This window comes from Streptomyces sp. NPDC039609 (assembly GCF_055596705.1).
In genome coordinates this window covers 1-14,480 of record NZ_JBVIUJ010000004.1, presented here as the reverse complement: position 1 = coordinate 14,480, position 14,480 = coordinate 1, and the positions used below count along the sequence as shown (strand labels likewise).

Below are 14,480 nucleotides of genomic sequence, written 5' to 3'. Positions count from 1 at the left end.
ATCAGAGGCCGAACTCCTGCGGGGAGACGCCGAGCGCCGCGCACGCCTCACGGAGGACCTGCTCCTCGGCCGGGGCGATGTAGCCGTCCGCGCCGGCGACGACGAAGCCGGTCTGCACGACCGCCTTGGCCTCCACGGGCTTCTTCGCCGCCTTGGCGATCTCCTGCAGGGCCTCCGTCCTGCCCTGCTGGAAGTTGTACGTCAACTGGTCGACGTGCTTGTTGAACCGCTGCCGCAGCTGGTCGGGCGGGAAGTTCCGCAGGACGTCGTTCTGCAGGATGAGCGACTCCACATGCTGCCGCTCCACCGGATCGACCGACCCGTCGGCGGCCGCGACCAGCGCGCACATGGCCATGCTCGCGTCCCGGTAGGCGCCGCTCTTGAGCTCCGTCTTGAGGGAGGCGAGCTGGGTCTTGAGCACGCCGACGAGCTGGGCCTTCGATCCCCCGCGCGCGCCCGCGCTCGACCCCGCACCGGGCTGTCCGTGGCCACCGGCGCCCCGTGCTCCCTGCGCCTGCTGCTGGAGCCCCTTGGCCTGGTCCTTGATCCGGTCCCACATCGCCATGCGTGCCACCTCGGCTAGCCGTTCGTCCGCGCGCGTTCCGCACGTCCCCCTGGAAACGGCTGCCGCCCCTTCCGAGTTCCCTCGCCACCCGGGCTACGCGGTGGGGACCCTCGCGGCGAAGGCCCGATACGCCTCCTCGTCGAAGAGGACGAACCTGACCTCCTCGACGGCGGTCTCCGTGCTCCGCACCGTCTCGACGGCGATGCGGGCGCCGTCGTCCATCGGCCAGCCGTAGATCCCGGTGGAGATGGCCGGGAAGGCGACGGTACGGGCGCCCAGCTCGTCGGCCACCCGGAGAGACTCCCGGTAGCACGAGGCCAGCAACTCCGACCGGTCCTCGTCCCGGGACCAGACGGGACCGACGGTGTGGATCACCCACTGGGCGTCGAGCCGTCCCGCCGTCGTGGCGACGGCTCGGCCGGTGGAGAGGCCCCGGCCGTAGTGGCCCGCTCGGAGCGCGCGGCAGGCGTCCAGGATGGCCGGGCCGCCACGGCGGTGGATCGCGCCGTCGACGCCACCTCCGCCGAGGAGGGAGGAGTTCGCGGCGTTGACGATGGCGTCGACGTGCTGGTCCGTGATGTCGCCGAAGTCGAGGACGAGGGACGGCTGCGTGCTCATGAAGCCATCATCCCGCCGTCCTCGCACCGGCGCCTCGGAATTGCGTGCGGCTCGGAAACGCTCCGGCTGCTCGGGCGGCCTCCGAGGCCCGGACGGACACCGGCCGCCGTACGGTCGTCAGTTCCGCGTCGCCCGCAGTCGGCGCCAGACCGCCTTGGCCGCGTTGTGGCCGGACATGCCGTGCACGCCCGGGCCCGGAGGCGTCGCGGCGGAGCAGAGGAAGACCGCCGGGTGCGGGGTGGCGTACGGACGCAGCGACAGCTTGGGACGCAGCAGCAGTTGGAGCCCGCGGGCCGCGCCGCAGGCGATGTCGCCGCCCACGTAGTTGGCGTTGCGGGCGGCCATTTCGGGCGGTCCGGCGGTGGCGCGGGCCAGGACCAGGTCGCGGAAGCCGGGGGCGAAGCGCTCGATCTGGCGCTCCACGGCGTCGGTGAGATCGCCCTCCCAGCCGTTCGGCACATGGCCGTACGTCCAGAAGGAGTGCTTGCCCTCGGGGGCCCGGCCGGGGTCGACGAGGCTGGGCTGGGCGGTGATGAGGAAGGGGGTGCGGGGGGCCGTACCGGAGGACGCCTGGTTCAGTGCGGCGCCGATCTCGCCGCTGGTGGGCCCGATCTGGACGGTGCCCGCCTGTCGGGGCGCCTCCGCCGTCCACGGCACGGGGCCGTCCAGCGCGTAGTCGATCTTGAAGACGCTCGCGCCGTACCGGTAGTGGTCGTAGTGGCTGCCGAAGCCGGCGATGCGCGCGAGGGCGGTGGGTGAGGTGTCGAAAATGTACGCGCGGGCCGGCGGCAGGTCGTCGAGCCGCTTGACCTCGTAGTCGGTGTGGACGGCGCCGCCCAGATCCTTCAGATACGCGGTGAGGGCGTCCGAGATCGACTGGGAACCGCCGCGCGGCATCGGCCAGCCGCCCTCGTGCGCGGCGAGCGCGAAGACGAGACCGACCGCCGTGGTGGCGAACCCGCCCAGCGGGGCGATGACATGACCGACGAGCCCCGCGAACAGGGCCCGCGCCTTCTCGTCCTGGAAACGGCGCAGGGTCCAGGTCGAGGGCCGCATGCCGTCGAGGCCGAACCGGGCGAGCGTGACCGGGTCCCGGGGCAGCGCGGTGAGCGGCAGGGACATGAAGTCCCGTGCCAGGGTGTCCCACTTGCCGAGGTACGGGGCGACGAGCCTGCGGTACGTGCCGGCGTCACGCGGCCCGAAGGAGGCGGCGGTCTCGGCGACGGACCGGGAGAGCACGGCCGCGGTGCCGTCGTCCCAGGGGTGCGCCATGGGCAGTGGGGGATGCAGCCACTCGAGGCCGTACCGGTCCAGCGGCATCGTCTTGAAGACGGGTGAGCCGAATCCCAGCGGGTGCACGGCGGAACAGGGGTCGTGCAGGAAGCCGGGGAGCGTCAGCTCCGCGGTCCTGGCACCCCCGCCCACGGTCGAACGGGCCTCGAACACGGCGACGGAGAAGCCTCGTCGGGCGAGCTCCACCGCGGCGGTCAGTCCGTTGGGTCCCGCCCCCACGACGACGGCATCGAGCATCGACGGCACCTTGGGACTCCTTCGTCAGCCGATGGCCAAGGCTCCCAGGATATTCCTGGGCCCCTCCGGACCTCACTGCCCCCGGAGCAGTGTCCGGATCCGGTCTGCGGTGGCCGCGTCGCGCGCCGCGGTGAACGGCAGCGCGTTGCCTCCGGTGATGCGGAACGGCTCGCCGGCGATGGTCGTGTGGGCGCCGCCCGCCTCGGTCACCAGAAGCAGTCCGGCGGCGTGGTCCCAGGCGTACTCCCAACCGAAGGCGGTGCCGTCGAGGACGCCCCGGGCCACGTCCAGGTACTCCAGTCCGGCCGAGCCGCAGGGGCGCGGGTGGACGCCCTCCGCGTCCAGGCCGAGCAGGGCTCGCTTCTGGTCCTCGGTGGTGTAGTCGGGGTGGGAGGTGGCGACTTCCAGAACGGCCCCGGGCGCGGGTGAGCCGGACCGTATCGGCTCTCCGTTGAGCGTGGCCCCGCGTCCGCGCACGGCGACCGCCATCTCGTCCAGGACGGGGGCGAACGTCCAGGAGGCGAGCAGCTCGCCGCGCCGGGCGAGCGCCACCAGGCTGCAGAAGCCGGGCTCTCCGCGCACGAATTGGCGTGTGCCGTCGACGGGGTCGACGATCCAGACCGGGGCGTCGCCCTGCAGCGCCTCGTAGACCGCGGGGTCGGCGTGGACGGCCTCCTCGCCGACGACCACGGAGCCGGGCAGCAGCGCCGTCAGGGACGCGGTCAGATGCTCCTCCGCGGCCCGGTCGGCGACCGTCACCAGGTCGTGCGGTCCGTTCTTCTCGACGATCTCGTGCGCGGCGAGCTGGCGGAAGCGCGGCGTGATCTCGGCCGCGGCCGCCTTGCGGACCGCCTCCTCCACTTCGGTCGTACCACCGGCGAGGATGTGGTCAAGGAAGTCATCGATCATGCGTCCAGCTAAGCACGTCGGTCTGACATGTCGGCTGTCCGCTCCTTAACCCTCCGTTTCCCCGCGGAGTACGCTTTGGACCGGTTCACCCCTTACGGGGAATCGGGGAGAGGGAGGGTCCGTGCACGGCGAGTACAAGGTTCCCGGCGGCAAGCTGGTGGTCGTCGACCTCGAGACGCGGGACGGCTTCCTCGCGGACGTCCGGGTCGCGGGCGACTTCTTCCTGGAGCCGGACGAGGCGATTCTCGCCATCGACCGCGCACTCGACGGCGCCCCCGTCGACACCGACGCGTCGGGGCTCGCGGCCCGGATCGACGCGGCGCTGCCGCCCGGCACGGAGATGTACGGCCTGACCACGGAGGGCATCGGGGTCGCGGTCCGCCGGGCCCTCGCGCACGCGACGGACTGGACCGACTACGACTGGCAGCTCGTCCACGAGCCGCCGCAGTCCCCCGCCCTGCACATGGCCCTGGACGAGGTCCTCACCGCCGAGGTCGCGGCGGGCCGCCGTCCGCCGACCCTGCGGGTCTGGGAGTGGGGCGCGCCGGCCGTCGTCATCGGAAGCTTCCAGTCGCTGCGCAACGAGGTGGACCCGGAGGCGGCCGAGCGGCACGGCTTCGAGGTGGTGCGCCGGATCAGTGGCGGTGGTGCGATGTTCATCGAACCGGGCAACACCATCACGTACTCGCTGTCGGTGCCCGACGCCCTGGTCCAGGGACTCTCCTTCACCGACAGCTACGCCTACCTCGACGAATGGGTGCTGGGCGCCCTCGGCGACATGGGGGTCAAGGCCTGGTACCAGCCACTGAACGACATCGCCACGGACGCCGGGAAGATCGCGGGTGCGGCGCAGAAGCGGATGGTGGCGGGCGAGGGCGCGGTCCTGCACCACGTGACGATGGCGTACGACATCGACGCCGACAAGATGACGGACGTGCTGCGCATCGGCCGCGAGAAGCTCTCCGACAAAGGGACGAAGAGCGCGAAGAAGCGGGTGGACCCGCTGCGCCGTCAGACGGGTCTGCCGCGCGAGGCGGTGATCGAGCGGATGATCGGCTCCTTCCGTGACCGGTACGGCCTGTCGGACGGCCGGGTGACGGAGGAGGAGATGGCGCGGGCGAAGGAGCTGGCCGCGACCAAGTTCGCGACGGAGGAGTGGACGGCGCGGGTGCCGTAGGTTCCCGCCGGGGAAGAAGGTGGCCGCGCTGGACGGCCCCCTCGCGGCGGCACGGACGGCCGCCGCGAGCCGTCGGCCGGCGGAGGAACTCCGGGCCCTCACTGCCGCCACCGACCTGACCAGGGCCTGGCCGCTGCCCGGCGGCCCGGCCGCCTGGGAGGCCGCGGTGGCGAAGCACGCCCCCCGGCTGGTCCCCGGACGCCGACGCCTGATCACTCGGTGCGGGCGGCAGGCGCGTGGCCGTGTCACCGCCGCCTCAACCCGCCGACACGGCTCCGGCGATCGGCGGGCGGTGAGCGAACCACTTCTGGTCGTCCTCCAGTTGGGCCGCGAGTGAGATCAGCAGCGGTTCGCTGCCCGCCGGGCCGAGCAGTTGCGCGCCGACCGGGAGGCCGTCGGGCGTGAAGCCGGCCGGGACGTTCACGCCGGGCCAGCCGAGGACGTTCCACGGCCAGGCGTAGGGGCAGGCCGACGCCATCGTCAGGTCGGTGCGCCAGGCCGGCATCGCGTCGAAGGTGCCGATCCGGGGCGGGGGCGCCGCCGTCGTCGGGGTGAGGAGGACGTCGTACGTGTCGAAGAGTGCGCCGATCCTCCGGTGTTGACGGGCCTCGCGGGCGCGGGCGGCACGCAGGAGGCGGCCGCCGAGGCGGTGCCCGGTGCGGGCGGCGCTGCGGGTGCGAGGGTCGAGCAGCGCGGGCTCGGGGTGCCGGTCGGCGTACTCGGCGATTCCGGCGGTGGCGCGGGGCAGGAAGCTCAGCCCGATCTGGCCGTAGCGCGGACGCGCCTCCTCCACGGTGTGGCCGAGCCCGGCGAGCGCCTCGGCGAGGTCGCCGACGGCCCGGCGTATCCCTGCGTCGAGGGGGTTGTACGTGGCGGTGAAGGGCGCCCGCCAGGCGAGCGCGATGCGCAGCCGCCCCGGCTCCCGGCGCGCGGCGGCCGACGCGTCGACGGCGGTCGGCCGGAAGCGGTCCCCCGTGTGCGGCCCGGCGACCGCGTCGAGGAGCAGTGCGGCGTCGCGGACGGTCCGGGCGAGCGGGCCGTTGACGGTCAGGCCCTGGAAGCAGTCGTCGTACGGATGGACCGAGACCCGGCCGCGTTGTGGCTTGATGCCGACGAGATGGGTCCAGGCGGCCGGAATCCGGATGGAGCCGGCGCCGTCGGAGCCGAGCGCGGCGGGGATGATGCCGGCGGCGACGGCCGCCGCCGATCCCCCGGACGAACCCCCGGGGGTATGGCCGGTGTTCCAGGGGTTGCGGGTGGCGCCGAAGGCGGGTCCTTCGGTGAACGGCCACTGTCCCAGTTCGCAGGCGTTGGTCTTGCCGACGATCACCGCCCCGGCGGCCCGCAGCCGCCGCACGGCCTCGCCGTCCTCGGCCGCGTCGGGGATGTCCCCGGCGCAGCCGAAGCGGGTGGGCAGTCCGGCGACGTCGGTGTCGTCCTTGACGGCGATCGGCACGCCGAGCAGTGGCAGCCTCTCCCCCGCGGCGAGCCTGCGGTCCGCCTCCGCCGCCTCGGCGAGGGCGGCCTCCGGCCGGGTGCAGCGGAACGCGTTGAGGGTGGGCTGCGTGGCCTCGATCCGGTCGAGCGCGGCCTGGACGACGGCGGTCGAGGTGGCCGTTCCGTCCCCCAACCGCCGCGCCTGTTCCGCCAGTCCGATGTAGTCGACCGTGGTCACGGCAGCCCCCTCGTCTCTTCGGCTGCCGGAACCCTACTGGAGCGTAACTTCCCTGTCATCACTCTTCCGGCGCCCTGCCATGAGGGCCGTGTAGAGCAGCAGCGCGGCGGCGAGACCCACGGCCCAGCCGTAGTCGGCGAGCGGTTTCAGGAAGGGGACGAGTCCGTCCTCGGGGAAGGGACCCTTGCCCGGGGCGGAGTGCGATCCGCCGATCGCCAGGACGCCGCCGACGGCGAAGGCGAGGACGGCGGCGGGGTTCCAGCCGCCCGCGTACCAGTAGGGGCCGTCCTGCCGGTAGAGACCGGCCAGGTCGAGAACGGTCCGCCGGAGGATCCAGTAGTCGGCGATGAGGATGCCCGCCACCGTACCGAGCAGTCCGCCGACCAGGCCGAGCCAGGTGAAGATGTACAGCTCGGGCGTCTCCGTCAGCTTCCAGGGCATGATCAGAACGCCCACGACGCCCGTGATCAGCGCGCCCGTACGGAAGTTGACGACCTTCGGCGCGAGGTTGGCGAGGTCGTACGCCGGCGAGACGACGTTCGCCGCGATGTTCACCGAGATCGTGGCGACGAGCACGGTCACCAGGGCGAAGAGCAGCCCGAAGACGTTGTCCGTCTTCGCGGCGAGCGCGACCGGGTCCCAGACGGGCGCGCCGTACACCGCCTGCGAGCCGGAGGTCACGAGGACGGAGAGCAGGGCGAAGAGCGTCATGGTCGTCGGCAGGCCCAGGGTCTGGCCCCAGATCTGCGCCCGCTGCCCGGCGCCGAACCGTGTGAAGTCGGGAATGTTCAGGGACAGGGTCGACCAGAAGGCGATCATCCCCATGAGCGAGGGGAAGAAGACGGGCCAGAAGTCGGCTCCCCAGCCCAGCTTCGAGGGCTGGTCGAGCAGCGGCCCGAGCCCGCCCGCCTTCGCGGCGATCCAGACGAGCAGCACGAGCGCGCCGACGATGACGAACGGCGCGGCCCAGTTCTCGAAGCGGCGCAGCGCCTCCATCCCCCGGTAGATGATGGCGAGTTCGAGGATCCAGAAGAGGACGAAGCAGAGCCAGAGCGTCCACGGCTGGCCGCCGACCCGTGCCGCATCGGACCAGCCGCCGAAGACCTTGTCGAGCAGGATGAAGATCCCCTGTCCGCCGATCCAGGTCTGGATGCCGAACCAGGCGCAGGCGACGCCGGCACGGATGAGGGCGGGCAGGTTGGCCCCGCGCAGCCCGAAGGAGGCGCGGGCGAGGACGGGGAAGGGGATGCCGTACTTCGGTCCCGCGTGCCCGGTCAGGAGCATCGGCAGAAGCACGATCACATTCGCCAACGCGATGGTGAGGACGGCCTGTTTCCAGTCCATGCCCAGGGCGACGAGTCCGGAGGCGAGCAGCCAGGAGGGGATGTTGTGGGCCATGCCGACCCAGAGGGCGGCGAAGTTGTACGTGGTCCAGCGGCGCCGCTCGACGGGAACGGGCAGGAGATCGTCGTTGACGAACCGGGGGTCGGAGGGGGCCGTGCCGGGCGGAAGTTCGACGCGACCGTCGGTGTGTGCGGGTGTTCCGGGTCTTTCGGAGGGAGTGGTTGCGGTCATGAGCGGCGGAACCCTTCGTTCGGGGACGGAACGAGGCCGTGCGGCGCGTGGGGGGTTCGGCGGGGCGCGGGGGTCCAGCGGGCGTTTTTGACGATAACAGCGATGCCACCGGCCGCCCTATGGGCCGGACGAGAGCAATGGCCGCACGACAGGACGTTTGCGGGAGGCCGTGCGGGTCAGTCGCGGAAGAGTACGTAGTTCCCTATCCACCGGAAGTGGTCATTGTGTCGGGCGAGCAGAAGGCGAAAGCGAAGGCCGAGCAGGCGAAGGGCAAGACCCAGGAGACCGTCGGTCGGGCCGTGGGCAACGAGCGCATGACCGCCAAGGGGCGCGCCGAGAAGGCCAAGGGAGACGCCCGCCAAGCCAAGGAAAAGGTCAAGGACACGCTCGAGGACTGACCGGCTGTGCGCACGACGTCAGGCACCGGGGAGGCCACCGGCCCTCTCGGCGCCTGACGCGTGCGGTCTCCGTCCGGCGATCACCCTTCGCGAGGTGACCGATGCCCGAGGTGACCGATGCCCGAGGTGACCGATGCCCGAGGTGACCGATGCCCGAGGTGACCGAGGCCTGAGGTGACCGAGGCCTGAGGTGACCGATGTCCGTCCGCGCCGAACTCTTTACCGATGCCCGCGTGCGCCGAACTCCAGCCGTTGGGGCGCGGCGGCCGGCAGAGAGCCGGTGACCGCGGTGCCCGGCCCGGTCACGTCGCAGGGGATGCCGACGCTCTGGCACATGCGGTGGGTGCGGGCCACGGCGCTGAGCGACGCCGCCGAGGGGTTGGCGACGGGGAGCTCGACGGTGAGACGGGAGGGCCGGAGCGCGTGGACCAGGGCCTGGATCTGCAGGGCCGCCGCCGCACGGTTCGTGATGTCCAGGTCCCGATGAACCCGCACCTTCAGGACTCCGTCCTCGACGACATGGCTGATCAGCACGATCTACCTCCAGGGGCTCGGCTCGGGGCTTGCAGCAGTCTGCACTTCCCGGACAGCGATCACCGGAACGCCCTTCCCCGCCCTCTCGCGTGTCACCCGAACCGCTCAAGCACCACGGCACACGCATGCGGCGCCCCGACGCTCAGGCGTTGAGCGCCGGGATGATCTCGGAGCCGTACACGTCGATGGTCGTCTCCTTCGCGTCGTGCATGGCATACACGGCGAACTGGTCCACGCCCATCTCCCGCAGCCGCCGCGTCGGGGTCGCGGCCGGCGTCCGTAGCTGCCTGGCGGACCGCCTTGGCCATCCATTCGGTGAGGAACGGATCGGCGAGCCGGAGGATGAAGCCCTCGGCCTTCTGTCCGGCGAGGGCGAGCGCCTTCGGGCCGTACGCGGCCATCCAGACCGGCAGTTTCCCGTCCCGTACCCAGGGGATCCGGATCGGGTTCTCGTCCACGAGCGCCTCGCTGCCCTCGGCGAGGTCGCGGATGACGTCGATGGCCTCCCCGAGCCGGGCGAGGGTGTTGGGCTTGCGGCCGGCGACGCGCATCGCGGAGTCGCCGCGGCCGATGCCGCAGACGGTCACCACCTATGGGGCCCGGAGGATCACCCGCGCGCTTCGGCGCAAAGGCATCGAGGCGGCCCGGTGCACGGTCGAGCGGCTGATGCGCGAGCTGGGCATCGAGGGCGCATCCGCGGGCAGCGGCGCCGCATCACGGTGCCCGAGCCGTCTGCGCCGCAACCACCGGACCTGGTCGAGCGCGAATTCACCGCCTCGCGCCCGGACCAGTTGCGGGTGGCGGATATGACATATGTCCGCGCCTGGTCGGGCTGGGCGTATGTGGCGTTCGTCCTGGACGTGTACTCGCGGATGATCGTCGGCTGGCAGACGGCGGACCACATGCGGACCGAACTCCCTCCGGACGCCCTGGAGATGGTCCTGTGGAGACGGAGGATCAAGAAGGACTCCGGCCTCATTCACCACAGCGACCGCGGGTCGCCATACGTGTCCACTCGGTATACCGATCGACTCTCCGACATCGGCGCCCCGGCGTCGGTCGGGTCCGTCGCGGACAGGTACGACAACGCGATGGCCGAGGCACTCAACGGCACCTTCAACCCCAGGTACGCGGTTGAAACTCGGGGGCGTGCAGTCATCGCGCCACGGCTTCCGGCCCCTTCAGAGAGGTGCTCCGCTGCCGGGCGGCCACGCGGTCGATCAGGGTGAGCGCAGGCGCTGTCAGCACCGTGGTGACCAGCGTCATGACCACGAGCATGGCGAACACGGTGGGCGTGATGATCCCCAGTTGCAGACCGATGCCGAGCACCACGAGCTCGGTCAGCCCCCGGCAGTTCATGAGCGCGCCGAGCGAGGACGCCTCCTGCCACCCGAGACCGGCCACCCGGGCCGCACCGGTGCTGCCCGCCCACTTGCTGACGGTCGCGACGACCACGATGAGGGCGCACCAGCCCCACAGGCCGGGCTCCGCGCCGATGAGCCGGAAGTCGGTCTTCATCCCGGAGTACGCGAAGAACAGCGGCAGGAGCAGCGCCACGGTGACCCCTCGCATCAGCTCCGCGGCCTCTGCCTGGGCGGCGCCGCGCGGTACGACGGCACCGAACAGGAAGGCCCCGAAGATCGGGTGGATGCCGATCCAGTCGGTGGCGAACGAGGCCAGCAGGATCCCTGTGAGCAGCAGGGGCAGGACCGCCGGTCCCCCGCCCGGCCGGTCCGCGCGGCGCTCGGCCAGCCGGGCCAGCAGGGGGCGCAGTCCGTACACCATCGCGGAGATGAACACGGCGGTCAGTACGACTGTGATGAGGACCCCGGTCAGAGAAGTGTCCCGGCCCAGCGCCGTGGCCAGTGCGAGCAGGCACCAGGCGGTGATGTCGTCGACGGCCGCGCAGGTGAGGGCCAGTCCCCCGACGAGGGTGCGGTCCATCTTCCGGTCCGTGAGGATCCGGGCGAGCACCGGGAACGCCGTGATGCTCATGGACACGGCGATGAAGAGGGCGAACGCCGGGAACCCGGCCTCGGGGGATGCGAACCTCCCGTACATCGCGAGCGCGAGCAGGACCCCGCCGACCATGGGGACCGCCACGCTCGCGTGGCTGACCAGTGCCGCGACCTTGCCGCGGCTGCGGACCTGCCCCACGTTCAGCTCGTACCCGATCAGGAACATGAAGAGGACCAGGCCGATCTGGGCCAACGCGTCGAGCAGGGGCAGCACCTCCCGGGGGAAGAGCCACTGCTGCCCCGAGGGCCAGACGGCCCCGAAGAGCGAGGGACCAAGTGCGACGCCGGCCACGATCTCGCCGATCACGGGGGGTTGCCCGAGGCGGCGGCAGACCCGCCCCGCGAGGTGGCAGCAGAGCATGACCAGGGGAAGTATCAGGAAGAGATGGGAAATCAGAGACATGACAGAGCACCAGTTCTGTGAGTTGCGGACCTAGCGGAGGACCGGGGGCGGGCCGGGGCCCGCCCCCCGGCGTCCTAGCGGCCGGTCGCGCGGGAGATGCCGCGCCAGATCTCGGCCAGCGACTCCGGCCGGGCCATTTCCGCGTGGCTGCAGGCGATACGGGTGACGTCGAGCCGGCCCGAGGCGTACCCGTTCCAGATGTCCGGGCCGGGCGCACCGGCGGGCTTCCCGTGTCCCGCCTCGAAGAAGAGGACGTCGCCGTCGAACTCCCCGGGGGTGTGATCCGCCATGATCCGGTGGTTGTTCCGGTACACCGCGGCGATCTCCGGGAGGTACCTCTCGGCGAGTTCGGTGAACGTGTTCCGGTCCCGGCGTAGGGCCGGCACCATCCCGGCCATCGTGAGGGGCTCCTGGCCGTCCCCGGCCCGCAGGCCGAAGAACTCGGCGAGTCCCGCCACCACCTCCTCCTCGGTGAGGGAGAGGTCCGCCCCGGCCCCGGTCACGGGGTAGGAGTCGAGCAGGGCCAGGGTCTCCACCCGCTCTCCCTCGGCCCGCAGCTGGACGGCCATCTCGTGGGCGACGACGCCTCCGAAGGACCAGCCCATCAGGCGGTACGGACCCGATGCCTGGACGGTGCGGATCTGCCGGACGTAGTCGGCCGCCATCTCCCGGACGGAGTCCGGGAGGACCTCACCGCGGTCCATGCCGCGCGCCTGAAGGGCGTGGACCGACTCCTCGGGCGAGGCGATCCCCGCCAGCGGCGCGTAGCACCAGCCGATTCCGCTGACGGGGTGGACGCAGAAGGTGGCCGTGCCACCGCCGTGTTCCTTCACGGGCAGGAGCACCTCGAAGCCCTCTCCGTCCGAGGACCGGCCCAGCCGTTCGGCGAGGGCGGCGGCCGTGGGCGCCTCGAAGAGGGCCCGCAGGGCGAGCGTGTCCCCGAGGACCTCCCGGATCCGGCCGATCAGCCGGACCGCCAGCAGGGAGTGGCCGCCCAGTTCGAAGAAGTTGTCATCGACGCCGACAGCGGGCAGGCCCAGGGTCTCCGCGAACAGTCCGCACAGGATCTCCTCCCCCGGGGTCCGGGGAGCCCGGCCGAAGGCGCCCGCCGCGTACGAGGGCGCGGGGAGGGCCCGCCGGTCCAGCTTGCCGTTCGCGGTCGACGGCAGCACGTCCACCACCGCGAACACGGAGGGCACCATGTACTCCGGCAGCAGTCCGGCGGCATGCGCCCGCAGGGCCCCGGTGTCCACTCCGTCGTTCCCGGGGGCGGGGACCGCGTAGGCCACCAGGCGCTTGTCGCCGGGCCGGTCCTCCCGGGCCACCACCGCCACCTGTGACAGGCCGGGGAAGCGGCCCAGCACGTCCTCGATCTCGCCGAGTTCGATGCGGAACCCTCGGATCTTGACCTGGTCGTCGACCCGGCCCAGGTAGTCCAGCAGCCCGTCACCGGACCAGCGGACCAGGTCGCCGGTGCGGTACATGCGGCTGCCGGCCGGGCCGAAGGGGTCGGCGGTGAACCGCTCCGCCGTCAGGTCCGGACGCCCATGGTAGCCCCGGGCCAGGCCCGTACCGGCCAGGTACAGCTCGCCGGTCACGCCCGCCGGAACCGGCTGCAGACCGTCGTCGAGAACGTAGACCTGCGTGTTGCGCAGCGGGCGGCCGATCGGCGGGGCCCCGGTCACGGCTTCGTCCGTGGACCATGCGGTGGCGTACACCGTGGCCTCGGTCGGACCGTAGAGGTTGTACACGCGGCCGGCCCGGAGTCCGTCCCGGGCCTCCGCGGCGGCCTGGGCGGTCAGGGCCTCGCCGCAGAACACCACGGTGTCCGCCATGGTGCGCACCACGCCCTGGGACACGATCCTGGCGAGGGCCGAGGGCACCCCGCTCACCAGGGCCGCCGGGCCCGCGTCGGGACTCCGGTCGCCCAGGGCCAGCAGGTCCGGGAGGACTTCGATGCGGCCGCCGGTCAGCAGCGGACCGAACATCTCGAACACGGAGACGTCGAAGTTGAGCGACGTGGTGAACAGGACGTGGGACAGCCGCGCGGCGCCGAACTCGTCACGGGCCCAGGCGGCCAGGTTGGCCACGTTGGCGTGACTGACGACGACGCCCTTGGGGCGGCCGGTGGAACCCGAGGTGTAGTTGACGTAGGCCGGGTGCAACGGCTCCAGGACGCCGCTCCGGTCCCGGTCGGTCGGGTCGGTGGCGGGCCGGCTCTCCAGGGCCGCGACGACTTCGGGAGCGTCCAGGACCAGGCGCGGGGTCCCGCAGCCGTCCGGGAGGATCCGCTCGGTCTCCGCGACGGTGAGGACGAGCGCCGGATCGGCGTCCCGCAGCAGGTAGGCGATCCGGTCCGCCGGGTATGCGGGGTCGACGGGCAGGTAGGCGGCTCCCGCCTTGAGCACCGCCAGCAGCGCCACCATGGTCTGCGCGGTACGCGGCAGGGCCAGGGCCACGAACTTCTCCGGACCGGCCCCCTGCGCGATCAGGTGGTGGGCCAGGCGGTTGGCCCGCTCGTTCAGCTCGCCGTAGGTCAGGTCGGCGTCCGCGGCCAGGACCGCGGGGCGCCCCGGAGTCAGGGCGGCCTGCGCTTGGAAGAGCGCGGGAAGGGTCGCCGGGACCGGCTCGGCCGCCGTGTCGTTCCACTCCGCCAGGACCTGCCGCTCCTCCCGCGCCGAGAGGATCCCGATCCCCCCGACCGGCCGGTCCGGGTCCGCGGCCGCCGCTTCCGCCAGGCGCACCAGCCGGGCCGCGAAGGATTCGGCGCTCCCCCGGTCGAACAGGTCCGTGCTGTAGTGCAGCAGGCCGCCGATTCCGGCCGGGCTGCCGTCGGGCCCGAACTGCTCGGTGAAGTGGAAGCCCAGGTCGAACCTGCTGTACGCGGACGGGACCACTTCCTGGGCCACGTCCAGCCCCGGCAGGCGCAGCGCACCGCCGCCGGTGGAGTCCAGGCCGAAGATGACCTGGAAGACCGGATGCCGGGCGAGGGAGCGGTGGGGGTTGACGGCTTCGACGATGCGTTCGAAGGGGGTGTCCTGGTGGGTGTAGGCGGCGAGGTCGGTGGTGCGGGTGCGG

Annotated in this window: 13 protein-coding genes and 1 pseudogene; 4 read left to right on the top strand and 10 right to left on the bottom strand. The window is 72.2% G+C overall.

Annotated features, from left to right (window positions below):
- Nucleotide 1: 1 nt before the first annotated feature.
- The 4 genes from ACZ561_RS12305 to ACZ561_RS12290 all read right to left on the bottom strand — a co-directional run bounded on the left by ACZ561_RS12305 (nt 2) and on the right by ACZ561_RS12290 (nt 3,622).
- Nucleotides 2–565, bottom strand: coding sequence for a tellurite resistance TerB family protein (locus ACZ561_RS12305; protein WP_470993055.1), 564 nt, complete (start codon nt 563–565; stop codon nt 2–4).
- 93 nt (nt 566–658) lie between these two features.
- On the bottom strand, nt 659–1,183 hold the full coding sequence (locus ACZ561_RS12300; RefSeq protein ID WP_470993052.1) for an O-acetyl-ADP-ribose deacetylase: 525 nt from the start codon (nt 1,181–1,183) through the stop codon (nt 659–661).
- A 117-nt stretch (nt 1,184–1,300) separates the two neighbouring features.
- Nucleotides 1,301–2,722, bottom strand: coding sequence for a phytoene desaturase family protein (locus tag ACZ561_RS12295; protein WP_470993049.1), 1,422 nt, complete (start codon nt 2,720–2,722; stop codon nt 1,301–1,303).
- Between the two features lie 63 nt (nt 2,723–2,785).
- Complete coding sequence (locus ACZ561_RS12290) at nt 2,786–3,622, bottom strand: inositol monophosphatase family protein (protein ID WP_470993046.1); 837 nt, start codon at nt 3,620–3,622, stop codon at nt 2,786–2,788.
- A gap of 121 nt (nt 3,623–3,743) precedes the next feature.
- On the opposite strand from ACZ561_RS12290, the gene ACZ561_RS12285 reads away from it, so the two are divergent.
- Nucleotides 3,744–4,799: a lipoate--protein ligase family protein gene (locus ACZ561_RS12285; RefSeq protein WP_470993043.1), complete on the top strand. Its 1,056-nt coding sequence runs from the start codon at nt 3,744–3,746 to the stop codon at nt 4,797–4,799.
- A 256-nt stretch (nt 4,800–5,055) separates the two neighbouring features.
- Here ACZ561_RS12285 and ACZ561_RS12280 read toward each other — a convergent pair whose 3' ends face one another.
- Entirely contained in the window at nt 5,056–6,474 is a 1,419-nt protein-coding gene (locus ACZ561_RS12280; RefSeq protein ID WP_470993040.1) for an amidase, read from the bottom strand.
- A gap of 33 nt (nt 6,475–6,507) precedes the next feature.
- The gene (locus ACZ561_RS12275; RefSeq protein WP_470993037.1) at nt 6,508–8,049 is read right to left on the bottom strand and encodes an NCS1 family nucleobase:cation symporter-1; all 1,542 of its coding nucleotides are present in this window, start codon (nt 8,047–8,049) and stop codon (nt 6,508–6,510) included.
- A gap of 224 nt (nt 8,050–8,273) precedes the next feature.
- Between ACZ561_RS12275 and ACZ561_RS12270 the strand changes: the two genes are divergently transcribed.
- The gene (locus ACZ561_RS12270; protein ID WP_470994392.1) at nt 8,274–8,447 is read left to right on the top strand and encodes a CsbD family protein; all 174 of its coding nucleotides are present in this window, start codon (nt 8,274–8,276) and stop codon (nt 8,445–8,447) included.
- Nucleotides 8,448–8,666: 219 nt separating this feature from the next.
- On the opposite strand, the gene ACZ561_RS12265 is transcribed toward ACZ561_RS12270, so the two are convergent.
- Complete coding sequence (locus ACZ561_RS12265; RefSeq protein ID WP_470993034.1) at nt 8,667–8,981, bottom strand: hypothetical protein; 315 nt, start codon at nt 8,979–8,981, stop codon at nt 8,667–8,669.
- 142 nt (nt 8,982–9,123) lie between these two features.
- Nucleotides 9,124–9,565 (bottom strand): annotated as a pseudogene (locus tag ACZ561_RS12260) (LLM class flavin-dependent oxidoreductase); the annotation flags it as partial.
- On the opposite strand from ACZ561_RS12260, the gene ACZ561_RS12255 reads away from it, so the two are divergent.
- Nucleotides 9,471–9,791, top strand: a complete 321-nt coding sequence (locus ACZ561_RS12255; RefSeq protein WP_470993031.1) for an IS3 family transposase — start codon at nt 9,471–9,473, stop codon at nt 9,789–9,791. The pseudogene ACZ561_RS12260 and the gene ACZ561_RS12255 sit on opposite strands and share 95 nt — an antisense overlap.
- On the top strand, nt 9,788–10,210 hold the full coding sequence (locus ACZ561_RS12250; protein WP_470993028.1) for a DDE-type integrase/transposase/recombinase: 423 nt from the start codon (nt 9,788–9,790) through the stop codon (nt 10,208–10,210). Before ACZ561_RS12255 ends, ACZ561_RS12250 begins: the two co-directional genes overlap by 4 nt.
- Here ACZ561_RS12250 and ACZ561_RS12245 read toward each other — a convergent pair.
- Nucleotides 10,137–11,402: a cation:proton antiporter gene (locus tag ACZ561_RS12245; RefSeq protein ID WP_470993025.1), complete on the bottom strand. Its 1,266-nt coding sequence runs from the start codon at nt 11,400–11,402 to the stop codon at nt 10,137–10,139. The genes ACZ561_RS12250 and ACZ561_RS12245 overlap by 74 nt on opposite strands.
- A gap of 74 nt (nt 11,403–11,476) precedes the next feature.
- The coding region (locus ACZ561_RS12240) for an amino acid adenylation domain-containing protein (protein ID WP_470993022.1) at nt 11,477–14,480 on the bottom strand (3,004 nt) is incomplete at its 5' end.